The following is a 16,216-nucleotide window of genomic DNA, read 5'->3' as shown; positions in this document are numbered from 1 at the left end:
AGCGCCTCCATCGCCATCAGACCAGGAAGAACTCGCCGAAGCCCATCTTCTTCAGGCCGCGACGGTAGGCGATGGAACTGCGGTCGGCGGGGATGTGCGCTTCCAGCGCCATGTCCAGCGGCAGGCGCTCGGGCCGCTGCAACTCCACCATCGCCCGATCCTCCTCGAAGATGCACAGGTTGAACGCGTGCACCTCTTCCACCGGCTGCTCCAGGTTGAAGTTGCGCGCGATCGGCACGAACAGCCGTGTCTTGCGCGCCGACACCGGCGAGGCGCAGTTGAGGATCACCAGCCGCTGCTCGCCCGGGAAATGGATGGTCAGCGAGGCGGTGAACGGCAGGTGCGTCTCGAACCGCCGCAGCCAGGCGAAGTCGGCCGGCGCCAGGTGGCGGAAACCTTCGCTGTAGTTGCTCACGCTGCTGATGTAGTCGGCGCGGAAGCCGTGCTCGGTCTCCACCGTGGTGTAATCGGGCACCAATTGGTTGTCCGGATCGGCGAAGGTGTCGGTGTGGATCCAGGCGAAGTGCGCCACATCCAGGAAGCCTTCCACCTGGCGGCCGGCAAAGCCGTTGATGTCGAAGCCCGGGCAGTTGATCTGCTGGAAGCCGGCATCGTCCCAGTGCGGCATCACCGGCAACGGCGCCGGGCTGTCGGCGTCTGGCGCCAGGCACACCCAGACCAGGCCGTAGCGCTCCACCGCCGGATACGTGGCCAGGTTCAACTTGGCCGGGATCGCCTGATTGGGGCTGGAGGGAATGCGGTTGCAGCGCCCGCCCGCGCCAAAACGCAGGCCATGGTACGGGCACACCACGCCTTCTTCGTCGTGACTGCCCATGCTCAGCGGCACGCCGCGGTGCGGGCACACATCGCGCGCCACCACCACCTCGCCCTTGACCCGGTACACCACCAGCGCCTCGTCCAGCAGCGTGGCCTTGGACGGCGCGCCAGTGATCTTGCTGGCGTTGGCCACCGGGTGCCACTGGCGGGCCAGCAGCTGCCAGTCGCCTGGCGTGAAGGTGCTGCCCGGCGGCAACGGGCTGTGCGGATTGGCGGGATGGGGAACGGCGGACATGGCGCGGCGACCTGGCGAAAAACGCGGGAGTGCGGGGTTGCGGCCCTACCTTGCGACGCGGCGCTTGTTGCAGTCCATTCAAGATTTTTCAATCATGCGTTGCAAAAAACAGAACAGGCCAACCCCGTGCTGCCCTTCTCCCGCTTCGCCAGCTACTTCATCGAGGTCGCCCGCCTGGGCAACCTGCGCAAGGCCGCCGAGGTGCTGCATGTCTCGCCTTCGGCCATCCACCGACAGATCCAGGGCGCCGAGCAGCAGCTGGAGGTGGAGCTGTTCGAGCGCCTGCCCACCGGCATGAAGCTCACCGCCGCCGGCGAGCTGCTGCTGGGCGACCTGCGCCGCTGGCGCAAGGAGCACACCCGCACCCTGGAGCGCGTGGGCGACCTGCGCGGCCTGCGCCGCGGCCACGTCAGCATCGCCCTGATCGACGCCCTGAGCGAAGGCTTCGTGCCCCAGCTGCTGGCCGAGCTGACCCGCGAGTACCCCGGCTTCTCCTTCGACCTGCGCGTGGTGGGCAACCGCTACGCCAGCGAGCAGGTCGCCGCGGCCGAGGTCGACTTCGGCCTGCTGCTCGACCCGGTGGAGCACGGCAACCTGGAGGTTCGCGCGGCCATCGACATCCCTGTCGGCGCCGTGCTGCCGCCCGGCCACGCCTTGGCCCGCGAAACCACTATCGCCATGAGCCGCCTGCTGGACGAACGCCTGCTGGTGCCCGCCGCCCCGCTGGTCATCGAGGAGCGCACCCGCAGCCTGTACGTCCGCCACGGCGTCGACCCGCGCCGCGTCACCACCTGCAACGACACCCGCCTGATCCGCTCATTGATCCGCGACGGCGGCGGCGTCGGCATCCTGAGCCTGGTCGACGTGGCGCATGACGTGGAACAAGGCCAGCTCGCCTTCGTCCCCCTGCATGGCTGGCAGGCGCGGCCGCTACAGCTGGCGGTGTGTACCGCGCCCAGGCGTCAGCCGAGCCGCGCGGCGCAGTTGGTACTGGCGCAGATGGTGGGGGCGTTGCAGGGGTTGCCGGGGCGCCTCGTGGGGAAGCCAACGAAGAAGATCGGTGTCAGAAAGACGCGAAGCAGCTGAAAGCGCCAGCGCCCGCTCCGTTCGTCATTCCCGCGAAGGCGGGAATCCAGCGACTGTAACTAGCCACAGAGATAGATGAGGAAAGTGCAGTTTGCCCCATGTTTCGCCAACCAACTTTTTTTTTTTTTTTGGGGGGGGGGGGGGGGGGGGGCAGATTCACCTTTGAAGTGCAATTTCCCATGACCGAAGTGGGCCAGGCGCCGTAGGCTGGCTGCGACGTCCCCCCCGCCTTCAGTAGCGGGGCTTTTTAGAGTCCCGGTTTTCCGGGGGTGGGTCAGCGGCGGGGTGCTGGTGACCATGAACGAGCGGGTCGGCGGCCTGCTACGGCTGGGCTGGAGCCCTTGCGGACGTGCCGCTGGCGCAGCAGGTCCAGACCCTGACCAGTGATCGTGGCAGCGAGTTTGCCGAAGGCGCCTTCATCGAGCGGATGTTGGGTGCGGCGATGTACATGGCCGACCCGCACGCCCCCTGGCAGCGGGCGCGCAATGAGCATCTCAATGGGCTGCTTCGGCAATACTTCCCGCGCTCGCGCGACTTCAGTGCGATCGAGCCGGATGAAATCCAGCGCGTGGAAAACCTGCTCAACAACCGGCCTCGGAAGCGATTGAAATATCTGACCCCGGCCGAGGTCTTCTTCAATCACCAACGCGTTGCACTTCAAGGTTGAATCCGCCGGGGTTCTTCAGGACCGACTACCTTGCCTTTCTGTCGAAAAGAACCTTTCCGAGATCAGGTTCAGATACCGCAGTAAAGGAAGCCAGTTGTTGTGGTACTGAGCCTCCCTGACCCTCAAAATATAGCCACCATCGGAGATGGCGCTGGTCTCGTAGATGGGCAGGTAGACTTTGTTTACCCTGGCGTCATTCAGATGCCAGTTGAAAAATACCCTTGCCAACCGCCCATTGCCGTCAAGAAATGGGTGCACCGTCATTAGCGCCACAAGACAATAGGCAGCTGCCAGTCCCGCGCTGACTTCGTTGATTCTGGACCAAGTAGCGGCAACTTCCTCAAGAGAGGCTGCAATTGAACCAGCGTCCGGGTACACGATCTTGGAGCCAATTCGGTCCGGGAGTGTAGTCACTGACCGAGTTCGAAAGCCATCCTCAAGATCACCTAGGCTTGCGCGCAACCACAGGCAGAATTCCATAAACCCAAGAGGGACATCGGCAGATAAGGTCGCCGCTCTGGGAAATACGTTGCTGTTCAAGAACGAATATTCTAGTTGCGTTCTAGAATCATCTTTGAATTCCGTTTTGTTGGATGCAACGAAGGGAGATAGTCGATGAGCGAGCTCCGCCTTCGAAAATAGTCCTGTTTCAATGCGCTGTCGAGCGTCTAAGCTCACCCAATGAGCAGCGCGCTCCATGCAGGCATGGTCGGCATTACGGAAGTGTGCTTCTAAAAAGTCAGCTTCAATCAATACTTCAGGTGGCAATGCTTCAATCGCGGGGAACACAATTAATTTGGCCTTGATGTCCATGTCCGGAAGCCCTAGGAACCTAGCAGCCTGGCATCCCTAATGAATTGTTCACGCCAATCGATGGAGGAATGATCGGCTTGGCGAGATATAAGCGGGATATTGATCGCTTTAAACTGGCGCCTAGAAATATCGAGATAAGACTTGATCGCGCTCAGTACGCTCTGCTCGGACGAAAGGAAGGATTCGTATGTCACTCTTAGCGGCAGGACGCCTGTCACGGCAAATGCCCGTTCCCATGCCAACTTCTGCTGTTTGATCAAGCGCATGCACCAGCAGATGTGCTCGTAGTCGTACTCGACAATCGGCGTATTGGGAACATCTGCGAACCAAACTTTTGATCGAATGGCTTTTGAATATGAAATTACTTGACCAAGCTCATCCTCCCTAGTGAGATAAATGACATAGTTCGGTTTCAAAGTGGATAAAAAAAGTGGGGCACGCTTTGCGATATCAACGTAGTTCGACGTGAACATCTTGAATCCAAAAACGCCGTTCGCTGTTGTCCGCAAGCTCATGACCTTCTCCCAATAAGAAGATAAGTCTGTCCCACCAATATCGCCTCCATAGCCAAGTCGCTTCAAAAGCCGGCCCGATGCTCTAAAGTTCAAATACTCCATAGGCGCGCCCAGGGCACCTGAACGCCACATCCTTAGTGCGCAGTATGTGCTCCCTGAGCGTGGCACTGTTGCGAGCATATATCGCTTGTCTGCTCTTGTAGCCTCACCCAAATCCATTTGCTCGTCATAGTACAAGTTGGCGAGATGGCTTTTATGCGATGACATGCGTATAGTTGATCTTTAGTTAACGTATTTCTCTTCAATCTTGAATTTTGTGTAATGGTGATCGGCCGAGATCACGCTATTGGCCCACTTGAGCGCGCCCACCGACGTTGCCGATGTTTTGGACTTCGAGTCACGATAGAATATCGTGAGCGTCGGTAAGTTGTCGCAATAGTTGGCTGAGGTGGTTGTGCCATCAGATTCTTTCGTTTCGCCACACCTGACTGCCAAAAATCCCGCGGCAAGGATGTTGGCACCGGTCGCGTCTGTCACAGCAAAGGCTTTATTCGCTGCGCAATTGTGTGGTTCGCAACCGCTATAAATCCTCTGGCCGTTCGATACCGAATATTCGGCACCAGGTACGCCAGCGAACACTTTTTTGAACTGCTGAGATACGTCATCTGACGCGCTAATATTGGCGTTCTTGCTAGTGGATTGGATCTGGCTTGAAGTATTAATCTTGCCTTTCTTGCCCCAGAAGAAATTCTCTGAGTTGTTCAACAGGTCCTGTCGGGTTCCATCGCTTGCCCATTTTGTGTTGTCGACTTTGCTGTTGACCTGCGCCTGCCCAGAAATGGCAGGGTGAGATGACAGGCCCATGAGTACTATGAGAGAAGTGGAAGCTATCCTGAGCTTATTCATTATCGCTATCTCCGACTATTGGTCGTGTTTCAGGGGCACTGGCCGTTGATGGAATCACTAGGCAATGATTTTGCAGTAATCGCGCTGCCAAGCTTGGTTGCATCACCGGCGTGGCGCGGATCCGTGGTGCCATTGGAATACCAATGGTTGAGCTCATTCTCAGCATCGGCCCACCTTCCAGATGTTATTTCTCCCCAAAAATTTGGAGCGGATGACGCTAGATTGGGTCCGCTTGGATACGAAGCGTCCACAATCACTGTTTGAGCCGGCTCGGGAAGCTGTCCGAAAGTCATTCCAGAGGTCGCTGCATCAAAGTTGGTTGATACAGTTGTTGTTGTGGAGGCCATTAGGATGTTCGACAGCGTCGTTGCGTCTGGAGTCGTAAGCACAGGAGGGCCGCCATTTGCGGCGATTGCGTTGACCGCATCTTGTCCTTTCAATCCAAAAAAAGGCGTCAAGGTGTTGATGATGTTTTGCGGGACATTCAAGGCTGTTAGTCCAGCGGCGCTTTGTTGCCCCAAGTCAACGCCGGCGCCAATGGTGACACCCGAATTGGGGTAGTCAGTCACCGATAGAGTATAGCCGTCGGTTTTAACCCCGCCTTCATTTGCGAAGATGTAGGAAGAATCTGTTCTGATGGCACTGGCGAGCGGCGTATAACAGTGATCGGGGTCAAAGGAACCACCACCACCACTTCCCGGGTTACCACTACCATCTCCAGGGCCACTCGGCCCGCCTGGATCGCCACCAGGTGGCGCAGTCGTCACGACAACCGGGGGAAGATCCGACGTATCGTTAGCCCCCATTATAAGCTCGACCTCCTCCACGGTCAGGGGACGCATCTCGGTCCCGAGCGCTGAGGTTTCGGGGTCTAAAGATACTTGGTCGCTCGTAGTGTTTTGAGCGACGTTCGTGCTTGGAATATTTTGCTTTATTTCAGATTGAGAAGCTTCTGAGGATGATGCTTCAATAAAACCTGCAATAGCTATCAGTATTGCTACTGATAATTTTCGCCTATCCATTAACAACTCCTTTGTCTGAGTTGAGCGAGCTCAACCGGATCCTCCCTGACATTTTTGTAATGTGCTTTCTTTTCCTTGCGTTGCCTCGATGTGGCGCGGTGCAACACATCGAGCAATAAATGCAATGGGGTAAGCGTCTATGACGATGATGGTCGTAGTTGCGCCGGCTGAGTTCAAAGCGCGCTTGTGCCCTGGGAATTTTGACATCTCGACCGCTTGGGACATGCCCAAATCCGCGTTCCAGTCGCACCTAGTGTGGTGTCTCAAAAATAACTTGAACTTGAAGCGCCCTCGTTCCTTCGAGTCACTCAGAAGCAGAGGTAGTTGTTGATTGTGCCATTGCCAATCGCATGGGCGGCAACCCGCCGAGCGACCGATGTGGTCGCTGGTGGTTGTATCGATGGCGCCAGTCCTCGGCCATGCGACGCACTTCATCGAGCGTGGTGAACATGAAGCGGTCCAGCACTTCGGTGCGGAAGGTGCGGTTGAAGCGTTCGATGTAGGCGTTCTGGGTGTGCTTGCCGGGCTGGATGTGGATCAGGGTGACGCCGTGCTGCTGTGCCCACTGCCTGAGCGCGGCGCTGATAAACTCCGGGCCGTTGTCTAGGCGCAGTCGCCTTGGGGCACCACGCAGCTCGACCAACTCGTCCAATGCGCGGATGACCCGTGCCGAGGGCAGGCTGGTGTCGATTTCGATCTTCGTCGATTCGCGATTGAAGTCATCGTTGATGTTGAAAGTGCGAAAGCGATGCCCAGACCACAGTGCATCGGACATGAAGTCCGAAAACAGGGGTCAGAGTGCGGTTTTTTGATGAAGCACTTCGCTCTGTGAGCTGGTGCAGCGGCATCGAGCCACGCACAGCAACCATCTCGAACATTGTGCGCCGCACCACCCTCCGGCTAACTTCAACGCTCGCCCCTCCCGAGCCTGCCGACGTCACGCGCCCTGCCCTCGCCTTCGCCCATCGATGCGGTGCCCCCAGCTGGGCCGTGGTTGCTGCTGGCGTGCAGCATGTGCTGGTGATGTATGCCGGGGCGGTGGCGGTGCGATAACGGGGTCAGGTTCACTTAGGTGGACCTGCGCGTGGTGGGCAACCGCTACGCCAGCGAGCAGGTCGCCGCGGCCGAGGTCGACTTCGGGTTGCTGCTGGACCCGGTGGAACACGGCAACCTGGAGGTCCGCGCGGCCATCGACATCCCCGTCGGCGCCGTGCTGCTGCCCGGCCACGCCCTGGCTGGCGAAACCACCCTGGCCATGAGTCGCCTGCTGGACGAACGCTTGCTGGTGCCCGCCGCCCCGCTGGTGATCGAGGAACGCACCCGCAGCCTGTACGTCCGCCACGGCGTCGACCCGCGCCGCGTCACCACCTGCAACGACACCCGCCTGATCCGCTCACTCATCCGCGATGGCGGCGGCGTCGGCATCCTGAGCCTGGTCGACGTGGCGCATGACGTGGAAAAAGGCCAGCTCGCCTTCGTCCCCCTGCACGGCTGGCAGGCCCGGCCGCTGCAGCTGGCGGTGTGTACCGCGCCCAGGCGTCAGCCGAGTCGTGCGGCGCAGTTGGTGCTGGCGCGGATGGTGGCGGCGTTGCTGGGGCTGCCGGAGCGGTTGGTGGGGAGGCAGCCGAAGAAGGTCGGTGCCCGAAGGACGCGAAGCAGCTGAAAGCTGCCAGTTCCCTCTCCGTTCGTCATTCCGCGCGCTCGGGAATCCAGAGGCATTGACTAGTCCCTGGAGATAGACGAGGAAACTGCACTCTGACCCTGAAGTATCCGAAGTATCCCCATGTTTTCCCGAGATGGATCAGTCAGTTGCGGCCTGATCGAATGGAAAGCAGTGCGCGCATGGCGCAGTCTTCAAGGTGACTAAACCCCAAGAAGGACTGCGAGCCATGCGCGCCAGTGATGTATTGCAGAGGTGCCTGGGTGATGCACTGGGCCCACGCACACCTTGCGTGCGCGGGCGCCATCTATCACTCCCTACAGCGGTCCTGCGCAGACGCAAGCCGGCCTACCTGCTAAGCGCGTACCAAAACAACAGGGTGACCGCTAGAGCGAGAAGCAAAATCTCGAGCGCCTTTTGCTTGAAACGCTGGAATCTGGTGAATTTCAGGCGATTCGTGCGCGGTTGATCTGGGACGAGGCCGCCTAGATCACCCCAGCCACCTGACATCTTCGGCTCTGAAGACAATGACGTGTGAAACTGGCTCCGCCAATGACCGCTTTCCAAATAGTCAAGGATGGGCCCCAAATTGGGATCCTTGCGCGATCTTATGTCCACTTCGAAAAATTCAATGAGGACGTTGATATGACCACGTTGCGGACCGATCGTGGGAGCCTCATTGGCCAGTGCGCTGAAGAGAGGAACAATCAGCGACCACTTGAGCTCAGCTGAATAAAGATCCGGATGCTCCTGCAACCACTTCCTGAGGGCTGGCGGACTTCGCCTTTGCACCTGCTCCACCAGCTGTTTAAAAAAAAATTTGAACTCAAAATTCTGTGAGTGATCCGCGTCCGTATTTGTCCCGCTCATGCTTCTTTCGGGCTCGTTCTCCGGCCTTGGCTGAATTTGATCCAGCTCTGAGTTGCAGGGTCCGTTCGGTTCAACGCCGGGACCCATTGATCTGGAAGTCATCGCCTTGCATTCATGGATCTGCTCGTGCGCGTCGACCGCTTGGCGGGCTTGCTCGATTGCCCACTCAAAAGCATCGGTCAAACGTTGAAATCCCTCGGCATCTTCGTCAGGCCGTGCTTTCTTTACCGCGGCTGCGTACGCCCTGCGGATGACTTTCGCATCGGCAGTACGCGTGATTCCCAGGACATCCCACGGGGTCCCATTCATCGGAACCTGACCTCCTCAAATTCGTCGAGCGCTTTCGAGAATGCTTCCAGGTGGGCAGCGACGAGGTCTCTATCCTGCGTACTCAGTACGCTTTGAAATTTGATCAACATTTGCTGCAGTATCTGGCGATCTTCTGCCAACGCTTCAGAGTACAGCCGCTCTGCACGTGCGATCGCCGCAATACTTTGCTGGTCATCGCGCGGGTGCGTTTTCAGATTCGCCAGCTCGATCATTCGCCGCCTTGCTTCCGCCTCACTGATGTCACTGCCCTCCTGGATGAAAATTAACTCCTGGCGGAGACCACTAGCCAGACCCTTTGCCTCAACCTGCAAAACCCCATTTATGTCGTAAGTAAATCGCACTTCGACTCCGGGATCCCTTTTATTCCCAGACAAGATCGGAAACTTAAGTGAGCCGAGCAAGATGTTGTTACGCGTGAATGGACTTTCCCCTTGAAATATTTGCAACTCCATGAACGTCTGGCGCTCATGTACGGGAAAATACTCACGCATGCGGCTAACCGGAACAGTACTATTTCGCTCGATGATCGGATCGAAATGCCCGCTACTGCGCTCACCGCCTCCGATGCCCATGCTCACCTCAACCCCCATTGAGTGAGGGCAAACATCCGCAAGAACCACCTCCTGCAGCGAGACGTGACGAGCTTTGAGGCCCGCAGCCACGCATGCACCCTGAGCTACGGCCTCGTCAGGCGCCATGTGCCGCAGAGGCAGACGACCCAGCACTCGCGCTGCCAGCTTGGCTACCTGGGGCAGTCGTGAGCCCCCGCCAACCAGCACCACCTCGGAAAGCTCGCTTCCTCTCAATCGAGCGTCCCGCAAAGCCTGCTCAATCGGACGGCGCATGCGCTGAATCAGATGGTCCGACAACGCCTCGAATTCATCTTGATCGATGTGAGCGACATACTCCGTTTGGCCGATGCTGGCTATAAGATTGGCGCCCCGACCAGAGGCCAGCTCGCGCTTAGCTGCTTCTGCTCGCCTGCGCAGTTGGCCGACTTCTTCGGGCTTGAGCGCTTCGCGATTGATCGTATTGGCACGTATCCAATACTCCTCAAGCGCAATGGTAAAATCGTCGCCACCAAGATAGTTATCTCCGGCACTGGCATGAACTTTAACGACGCCACTGAATAACTCCAGAATGGAGACATCGAAAGTCCCTCCTCCCAAATCGAGGACCATGACCTGTGCGTCGTCGAGTCTTTCAGTCAGACCGTAGGCGAGTGCGGCTGCGGTCGGCTCGTTGATCAGGCGTTCCACGCGCAGTCCAGCGAGCTCTCCAGCTCTTTTCGTTGCGCGCCGTTGAGCGTCGCTGAAGTAGGCTGGAACGCTGATCACTGCCTCATTAGGTCTACCGCCAAGGGCGGCCTCAGCATCGTCAAGCAATGCCCGGATCACCAGCGCAGAAAGCTCTTCTGGCAGGAAGACACGCTTGCCTAATCGGATCTCGCGCTTTGTCCCCATCCAGCGCTTGAAACTGGCAACGCTTTCATGCGGATGGCTGACAAGGCGGTCTTTGGCCGCTTGTCCTACAAGCAGCATGCCTTCCCCCGAAAGGCTCACAACAGATGGCGTCAGGAACGCGCCCAGTACATTAGGGATCAGTCGTACGCCGTGATCCTCGTAGATTCCGATGAGCGAGTTTGTTGTCCCTAGATCAATACCTACGATCATCCATCCCCCCCCTACCATTTTTCGTAGCGTTGAAGTTTCCCAAGATCGATTCATTGATACGCCTTTGAGCGCACCCGGGGCGCTGAAAAGCCTCAGCCGGCGCCCGGCCCACAGTCGGAGGGGCCTCCAGCCTGGGCGGAGTATCGGAATAGATCATCCCCGTCGTGCAGCAGGTCAGTGACCTGCCACTGCCCATCCGGCCCGAGCTGATCAAAGCGCACCTGCAGCGCGACGGGCACCTCGTCCGCCGTATTCCAGTAGATGCACGAGCCTGACCGAAGGTTCAGTGTTGGATGTTCCTTGAGGAAAGTCCGCCAGGTCTTGCCTGAGGCAAGTTGCCAATCCAACAGCCTGCGCAGATGGGCCTCAAGCGCCTTGCGCTCACACGGGCGCTCGATATCCACCACGTCGAAGTGGAAGGTGACCAAGTGCCCGCCTGACGGTCTCGCGATCGCATCGGCATCCAGAAGGGCCTGGCGCAGCTGCCCCCAGAACGCGTGGACATCCGCTGTCACGGCCTCAGGCGTGCTCTGTTGCGTTGTGTTCGCGCAAATCGACACGGGAATCGCGAGCAGCCAGGAAAGGGCAATGCGTGCCGGGCGAGAGATAAGCGAGCGCGTAGACATGCTGATCCGTGCGATCCAATTTTCCTTGACGGATCGCAGTGTAATCCGAAGCAGGCTTTGGCCGCAGACGTCAGCGTCAGACACAACGCGGTTTCACCTGAGCAACAAGCGTCTCTGACGTGCGCTTGTCTTTGGCCGCCTGAGAGTCTCGTCCCGGAGGATTGCGCGTCGCACAAGCCTCCGGCTAAGTCCAAGGCTCGCCCCTGCCGAGCCTGCCGATGTCACGCGCCCTGCCCTCGCCTTCGCCCATCGATGCGGTGCCGCCGGCCGGGCCGTGGCTGCTGCTGGCCGTGCAGCATGTGCTGGTGATGTATGCCGGGGCGGTGGCGGTGCCGCTGATCGTGGCCGGGGCGTTGCATCTGTCGCGGGCCGATACCGCCCTTTTGGTCAGTTCCGATCTGTTCGGCCGCGGGCTGGTCACCCTGGTGCAGTCGCTGGGCATCGAGGGCCTCGGCCTCCGCCTGCCGGTGGTGATGCCGGCCAGTAACGGGTTGGGTTCGCTTAGCCGCCCTAACTCGCTTGACGGTAACGGCATCAGGTTCCCGTTCATTTGACCGAAGCCCGAATCAGCCAGACGCCTCACACAGGCCACGGCAGGCACATCGCACCACTTATGACGCGTGCTTGCCCCTCTCGCTGGTGCTGGTTGACCGCGCGATCATCGACATGAAGGCATACCCTCCGTTAAAACTGGCAGTACGCCGTGACGCCGTAACAGCCGAGCCGGGAAGACGCCACGAGTCGCTCACTCAGTAAACGGTGACGGGGTCAGGTCCACTTAGACGCCCCAACCAGCTTGAGCACTGACGCAAGCTAGAGCCGCAAAGCTAGGGCAAGCACCCCGCAAGGAGTACGCACTTGAACCTTCTTTCCCGCTTGGCCTTGACCCTGGCCTTGATGCTACCGACCGGCCTGACGGCCCAGGCCTGCCAGTACCCGCCACCGCCAACCTTTCGCGAGGCGCTGGACGCGGCGAGCAATGTTTTCGTGTTCCAGCTGGTGGAGGCGCGCTATATCAAGCAGCCGCTTGGTCGCCTTGCTTACACGGATTGGGTCGAAGGCAAGATTCGACCCCTCCAGACCTTGAAGGGCGACGGCAACCAGTACGCCCGCATCCAGTTCCCCACTGCGTGGTGCGGCGCGGTGAACCTCGTCGTGGGCCATCACTACCTGATCGCAACCCATGACGCCGGCCCCACCATGGAGCTGGTGCAGGCCGACGGCTCAATCATCGACCTGGAGGGCTTCTATGACCCCCAGGACAAGCGCAGCAACCTGCGTTCCTTCTTGATCGCGCCAGTCATCCGCCACCTCTATACGCGGACCCCGCTCGACTCCGCCTTCCCCGGCCCGTTCGTGGCCGGCCGGACCGTGCTCCAACCGCCGCCTCCGCCGGAAAAATCTGCCTGCGACAAGCCCTCGACCAGCACGAAATCGCCCTAGCGCACATCCAAGATCCACCTATCCCCGGCAGGTCTTCCTGACGCCCGGGCCTCAGCCGCTGGCTGAGCACACCTTTGTGACTTCCACGCACTCATAGTTGTTGCCCGTGGCCTGGCAGTCAGCCATGGCGGCTGAACGCGCCGCATCAAGGGTCGTCCCGATCTTGGGGAACCACTGTCTTACGTCATCGGCTGCGCCCTTCGGCTCGAAGCCCGCAACCAGGGCGCCGCAGCTATCCCGGAAGGAAAGTACAACCTTGCATTTCTTGCTGTCAGCGCTTTGACAATACTGGAGAGCCCCGTATTCGGCAGAATCCTTCGTGATTTGCTTGACCATGGTGCCGTAGTGAGTCCCACGCCTTTCAATGGCGATGGCACCGAAGGAAGGAAGACCACCACTGCCGGTACCCATCGCCGCCGCATACCCGCTGACGATCTCATTTTCCAGAGATGCTTCTTCTTCAGGACTGAGCATCTTTAGCGGCGGCATCGGGACTTCTGGCTGATTCCCGCCCCTCCCATATCCAGGGTCGCCCGGCAACGGTCCATTTCCACCAGGGCGCTGCTGCCCCAATGCGTCACCCGCAATCGCCACTAGTAGCAACCCGCACATCAGTCTTTTTATCCAGTTCATCCCGAGTTCCTTCTATTTCACTTGCAGCATCGGTTCCCACTCTTGATGTCCTTATCACTGGATGGTCATGGCGCGAACGCACTGGTGGCTGATCTTCTCGATGGGGTCGGAAGCCTCACCAATCACCACGGTGGTGACACTCAAGCCGGGGCGGTCGAAGTCGTAGGCAATGATATTCCCATGCTCGCCGTATGCCGGCTCCTGCGAAAATCCGTGGGCCTGGAGATCTCTGGAAACCTGATCGAAATCCACCTCGCAGATCCCGGTCGCACTGGCATCTTTCGAGGGGCTTTGATTCATGAATTCAAGATCGAGCCTGGGCCCATGCATGCTCTCCTGCATAACTTCAAGCGCATACGCCCACTGTTCCGTCAGCTTGCCGCCGTATCCGAAATGCCCGGGACCGAACGACTTGACCTCGCCATCCATTGCGTTGCCAAGACGCTCCGCAGTGAAATCGGAGATGGATCTGCTGCTATTGATCAGCGCCAGCAACCCAGAGATGAGCTTGCCTGCTTCTGTCTGGGCGGTCTGATGGTTCATCGCGGTCATCTGGGGCTCCTTGCGTGTAGACGACGGTTGGACAGGCGCTTTAATGGTTTGGGCACAGGCAGAGAGGGAGAGCGTGCCCAGCACGAGAAGTGAGAGTGAATAATCCCGCATGGCGCCCTCTTGTGAGCCAGTTTCTCCAAAAAGCAAAGAAGATTGGAAATGATGCTGACCGAAGCCTACGCGAGATCTGGCTCTTCCGACATCGTTGTATTGCCTTCGTCGCCCCTTGGCTAGGGCGGCCATCAAAGATCCATCATTCCTTCAAGAAGAAGCAGATAGCTCGAAGCCGCATTGCCTTTCCAGGCCGCCGCCTTTATCGGCCATCGCAGGGCAATCGCCTTCTTAGCACCGGCACGCAGGCATTGTGCGCCGCACCAACCTCCGGCTAAGTTCAACGCTCGCCCCTGCCGAGCCTGCCGATGTCACGCGCCCTGCCCTCGCCTTCGCCCATCGATGCGGTGCCGCCGGCCGGGCCGTGGCTGCTGCTGGCCGTGCAGCATGTGCTGGTGATGTATGCCGGGGCGGTGGCGGTGCCGCTGATCGTGGCCGGGGCGCTGCATCTTTCCCGGACCGATACCGCCTTTTTGGTCAGTGCCGATTTGTTCTGCTGCGGGCTGGCCACGCTGGTGCAGTCGCTGGGCATCGGGGGCTTTGGCATCCGCCTGCCGGTGGTGATGGCGGCGACCTTCGCCTGCGTGGGGCCGATGATCGCCATCGGCGGCAACCCGGCGCTGGGCCTGCCTTACGTGTTTGGCGCGAACATCGCTGCCGGCGTGATCGGCATCCTGGCCGCGCCGCTGATCGGGCGGCTGCTGCGGCTATTCCCGCCAGTGGTGACCGGTACGGTGATCACGGTGATCGGCCTGACCTTGGTGGGCGTGGCGGTGAACTGGGCCGCCGGCGGCCTGGGCGCGGCCGACTACGGCGCGCCGGCCAACCTGGCGATTGCGGCGGTGGTGCTGCTGGGCGTGCTGACGCTGCTGCGCCACGGGCGCGGCTTCATTGCCAACATCGGCGTGTTGCTGGGGCTGGCGGCTGGCACGGTGCTGGCGGCGCTGCTGGGGCGAGTGGACTTCAGCGGGCTGGGCGCCGCGGCGTGGCTGGCGCCGGTGATGCCCTTCCACTTCGGACTGCCGCGCTTCGAGCCGTGGTCCATCGTGACCATGTGCGTGGTGCTGTTCATCGTGTTCGTGGAGTCCACCGGCATGTTCCTGGCGCTGGGCGACATCGTCGAGCGCCCGGTGGAGCGCCCCGCCCTGGTGCGCGGGCTGCGCGTGGACGGGCTGGCCACGCTGCTGGGCGGGGTGTTCAACGCTTTCCCTGATACTTCCTACTCGCAGAACATCGGCCTGGTCAGCATCACCGGGGTGCGCAGCCGCTGGGTGTGCGTGCTGGCCGGGGCGATCCTGATCGCGCTGGGGCTGGTGCCCAAGCTGGCGGTGCTGGTGGCGGCCATCCCGCCGGCGGTGCTGGGCGGCGCGGGGCTGGTGATGTTCGGCATGGTCACGGCCAACGGCATCCGCGTGCTGTCGCTGGTGGACTTCCATGGGCGTCGGCACAACCTGCTGATCGTCGCGGTGGGCGTGGGCCTGGCGATGGCGCCGGTGGTGGCGCCCACGGTCTTCGACCAGTTGCCCAAGACGCTGGCGCCGCTGCTGCATAGCGGGATTCTGCTGGCGACGCTGGCCTGCGTGGCCTTGAACCTGTGGTTCAACGGCATTGGCACAGCACGCGGCGATGCATCCGAACCGCTGGGTGCCGAACCCCCGCCGGGCTGAGCGGCGCATGGAGACGTTGAGGGTGCGACCCTGGCGCCCGGCCGACCGCGAGGCGGTGAGCGCACTGATCCTGGGCATCCAGCGCGGCGAATACGGCCTGGACATCGATCTGGCCACGCAGCCGGATCTGGTGGCGGTCGATGACTTCTACTTCCATGGCGATGGCGGGTTCTGGGTGGCGCAGGACGATGGCGCCATCGTCGGCTGCATCGGCCTGCGCGACATCGGCCAGGGCGAGGCGGCCCTGCGCAAGATGTTCGTGACGGCCTCGCACCGAGGCGGCGGGCGCGGCGTGGCCGCCACCCTGCTGGAGACCTTGCTCGCCCACGCGATCGCGCGCGGGCTGCGGGCCATCTACCTGGGGACCACCGAGCGCTTCCTGGCCGCGCACCGCTTCTACGCCAAGCATGGCTTCACCGAACTGCCGCGCGAGGCGCTGCCGGGCAGCTTCCCGGTCATGGCGGTGGACTCACGTTTCTTCCTGCGTCGGCTGGGCACGTCCTAGCGAATGACAGGGGCGCTGGGGAAGATCCGCACGCCTGCCCCTTGAGCTTCATGAAGCGTGGCTGT

17 protein-coding genes and 1 pseudogene are annotated in these 16,216 nt (G+C 60.4%); 7 read left to right on the top strand and 11 right to left on the bottom strand.

The annotated features are described in order from the left end of the window. Positions 1–16 precede the first annotated feature (16 nt). On the bottom strand, positions 17–1,072 hold the full coding sequence (locus PJ250_RS15470; RefSeq protein ID WP_271645451.1) for a Rieske 2Fe-2S domain-containing protein: 1,056 nt from the start codon (positions 1,070–1,072) through the stop codon (positions 17–19). A 126-nt stretch (positions 1,073–1,198) separates the two neighbouring features. On the opposite strand from PJ250_RS15470, the gene PJ250_RS15465 reads away from it, so the two are divergent. Together PJ250_RS15465 and PJ250_RS15460 are read left to right on the top strand one after the other, a co-directional pair. After that, positions 1,199–2,158, top strand: a complete 960-nt coding sequence (locus tag PJ250_RS15465) for a LysR family transcriptional regulator (protein WP_271645450.1) — start codon at positions 1,199–1,201, stop codon at positions 2,156–2,158. Between the two features lie 349 nt (positions 2,159–2,507). Further along, the gene (locus PJ250_RS15460) at positions 2,508–2,825 is read left to right on the top strand and encodes an IS30 family transposase (RefSeq protein WP_271645449.1); all 318 of its coding nucleotides are present in this window, start codon (positions 2,508–2,510) and stop codon (positions 2,823–2,825) included. A 15-nt stretch (positions 2,826–2,840) separates the two neighbouring features. Here the strand turns inward: PJ250_RS15460 and PJ250_RS15455 are convergent, their stop codons facing one another. From PJ250_RS15455 to PJ250_RS15435, 5 genes and pseudogenes are all read right to left on the bottom strand, one after another. Continuing rightward, on the bottom strand, positions 2,841–3,638 hold the full coding sequence (locus PJ250_RS15455) for a Fic family protein (RefSeq protein WP_271645448.1): 798 nt from the start codon (positions 3,636–3,638) through the stop codon (positions 2,841–2,843). Positions 3,639–3,649: 11 nt separating this feature from the next. Then, a complete protein-coding gene (locus tag PJ250_RS15450) occupies positions 3,650–4,420 on the bottom strand; it encodes a Stf0 family sulfotransferase (protein WP_271645447.1) in 771 nt (256 codons plus the stop codon). A gap of 15 nt (positions 4,421–4,435) precedes the next feature. Beyond that, the gene (locus tag PJ250_RS15445) at positions 4,436–5,059 is read right to left on the bottom strand and encodes a hypothetical protein (RefSeq protein WP_271645446.1); all 624 of its coding nucleotides are present in this window, start codon (positions 5,057–5,059) and stop codon (positions 4,436–4,438) included. Between the two features lie 29 nt (positions 5,060–5,088). Next, complete coding sequence (locus PJ250_RS15440; protein ID WP_271645445.1) at positions 5,089–6,081, bottom strand: pesticin C-terminus-like muramidase; 993 nt, start codon at positions 6,079–6,081, stop codon at positions 5,089–5,091. A 304-nt stretch (positions 6,082–6,385) separates the two neighbouring features. Beyond that, positions 6,386–6,862 (bottom strand): annotated as a pseudogene (locus PJ250_RS15435) (integrase core domain-containing protein); the annotation flags it as partial. A 291-nt stretch (positions 6,863–7,153) separates the two neighbouring features. On the opposite strand from PJ250_RS15435, the gene PJ250_RS15430 reads away from it, so the two are divergent. Continuing rightward, positions 7,154–7,744 carry a LysR substrate-binding domain-containing protein gene (locus PJ250_RS15430; RefSeq protein ID WP_271645444.1) on the top strand — a complete coding sequence of 197 codons (591 nt, stop codon included), beginning with the start codon at positions 7,154–7,156 and terminating at the stop codon, positions 7,742–7,744. Positions 7,745–8,089: 345 nt separating this feature from the next. Here the strand turns inward: PJ250_RS15430 and PJ250_RS15425 are convergent, their stop codons facing one another. From PJ250_RS15425 to PJ250_RS15415, 3 genes are all read right to left on the bottom strand, one after another. Then, positions 8,090–8,920 (bottom strand): J domain-containing protein, encoded by an 831-nt coding sequence (locus PJ250_RS15425; protein WP_271645443.1) that lies wholly within the window; start codon positions 8,918–8,920, stop codon positions 8,090–8,092. Next, a complete protein-coding gene (locus PJ250_RS15420; protein ID WP_271645442.1) occupies positions 8,917–10,614 on the bottom strand; it encodes an Hsp70 family protein in 1,698 nt (565 codons plus the stop codon). The genes PJ250_RS15425 and PJ250_RS15420 overlap by 4 nt, the downstream gene beginning before the upstream one ends. A 92-nt stretch (positions 10,615–10,706) precedes the next feature. Then, the gene (locus PJ250_RS15415; RefSeq protein ID WP_271645441.1) at positions 10,707–11,240 is read right to left on the bottom strand and encodes a hypothetical protein; all 534 of its coding nucleotides are present in this window, start codon (positions 11,238–11,240) and stop codon (positions 10,707–10,709) included. Positions 11,241–11,458: 218 nt separating this feature from the next. Between PJ250_RS15415 and PJ250_RS15410 the strand changes: the two genes are divergently transcribed. Beyond that, a complete protein-coding gene (locus tag PJ250_RS15410) occupies positions 11,459–11,794 on the top strand; it encodes a solute carrier family 23 protein (protein WP_271645440.1) in 336 nt (111 codons plus the stop codon). Between the two features lie 328 nt (positions 11,795–12,122). Continuing rightward, a complete protein-coding gene (locus tag PJ250_RS15405; RefSeq protein ID WP_271645439.1) occupies positions 12,123–12,683 on the top strand; it encodes a hypothetical protein in 561 nt (186 codons plus the stop codon). 51 nt (positions 12,684–12,734) lie between these two features. Here PJ250_RS15405 and PJ250_RS15400 read toward each other — a convergent pair whose 3' ends face one another. Continuing rightward, a complete protein-coding gene (locus PJ250_RS15400; RefSeq protein ID WP_271645438.1) occupies positions 12,735–13,316 on the bottom strand; it encodes a DUF4189 domain-containing protein in 582 nt (193 codons plus the stop codon). 54 nt (positions 13,317–13,370) lie between these two features. Next, on the bottom strand, positions 13,371–13,868 hold the full coding sequence (locus PJ250_RS15395) for a hypothetical protein (protein ID WP_271645437.1): 498 nt from the start codon (positions 13,866–13,868) through the stop codon (positions 13,371–13,373). 419 nt (positions 13,869–14,287) lie between these two features. On the opposite strand from PJ250_RS15395, the gene PJ250_RS15390 reads away from it, so the two are divergent. Continuing rightward, complete coding sequence (locus tag PJ250_RS15390; protein WP_271645436.1) at positions 14,288–15,646, top strand: nucleobase:cation symporter-2 family protein; 1,359 nt, start codon at positions 14,288–14,290, stop codon at positions 15,644–15,646. A 22-nt stretch (positions 15,647–15,668) separates the two neighbouring features. Beyond that, a complete protein-coding gene (locus PJ250_RS15385) occupies positions 15,669–16,151 on the top strand; it encodes a GNAT family N-acetyltransferase (RefSeq protein WP_271645435.1) in 483 nt (160 codons plus the stop codon). Positions 16,152–16,216: the final 65 nt, after the last annotated feature.

This window comes from Pseudoxanthomonas sp. JBR18 (assembly GCF_028198165.1).
GTDB lineage: Bacteria > Pseudomonadota > Gammaproteobacteria > Xanthomonadales > Xanthomonadaceae > Pseudoxanthomonas_A.
The sequence above is the reverse complement of the archived record's forward strand: the minus strand, read 5'-3'. Positions and strand labels throughout refer to the sequence as shown.

Excerpts from the sequence above, each read along its gene's own strand:
- PJ250_RS15395 (WP_271645437.1), bottom strand. The coding sequence starts at position 13,868 with ATGACCGCGATGAACCATCAGACCGCCCAGACAGAAGCAGGCAAGCTC.
- PJ250_RS15450 (WP_271645447.1), bottom strand. The coding sequence starts at position 4,420 with ATGTCATCGCATAAAAGCCATCTCGCCAACTTGTACTATGACGAGCAA.
- PJ250_RS15470 (WP_271645451.1), bottom strand. The coding sequence starts at position 1,072 with ATGTCCGCCGTTCCCCATCCCGCCAATCCGCACAGCCCGTTGCCGCCG.
- PJ250_RS15390 (WP_271645436.1), top strand. The coding sequence starts at position 14,288 with ATGTCACGCGCCCTGCCCTCGCCTTCGCCCATCGATGCGGTGCCGCCG.
- PJ250_RS15425 (WP_271645443.1), bottom strand. The coding sequence starts at position 8,920 with ATGAATGGGACCCCGTGGGATGTCCTGGGAATCACGCGTACTGCCGAT.
- PJ250_RS15445 (WP_271645446.1), bottom strand. The coding sequence starts at position 5,059 with ATGAATAAGCTCAGGATAGCTTCCACTTCTCTCATAGTACTCATGGGC.
- PJ250_RS15455 (WP_271645448.1), bottom strand. The coding sequence starts at position 3,638 with ATGGACATCAAGGCCAAATTAATTGTGTTCCCCGCGATTGAAGCATTG.
- PJ250_RS15440 (WP_271645445.1), bottom strand. The coding sequence starts at position 6,081 with ATGGATAGGCGAAAATTATCAGTAGCAATACTGATAGCTATTGCAGGT.
- PJ250_RS15400 (WP_271645438.1), bottom strand. The coding sequence starts at position 13,316 with ATGAACTGGATAAAAAGACTGATGTGCGGGTTGCTACTAGTGGCGATT.
- PJ250_RS15410 (WP_271645440.1), top strand. The coding sequence starts at position 11,459 with ATGTCACGCGCCCTGCCCTCGCCTTCGCCCATCGATGCGGTGCCGCCG.
- PJ250_RS15415 (WP_271645441.1), bottom strand. The coding sequence starts at position 11,240 with ATGTCTACGCGCTCGCTTATCTCTCGCCCGGCACGCATTGCCCTTTCC.
- PJ250_RS15420 (WP_271645442.1), bottom strand. The coding sequence starts at position 10,614 with ATGATCGTAGGTATTGATCTAGGGACAACAAACTCGCTCATCGGAATC.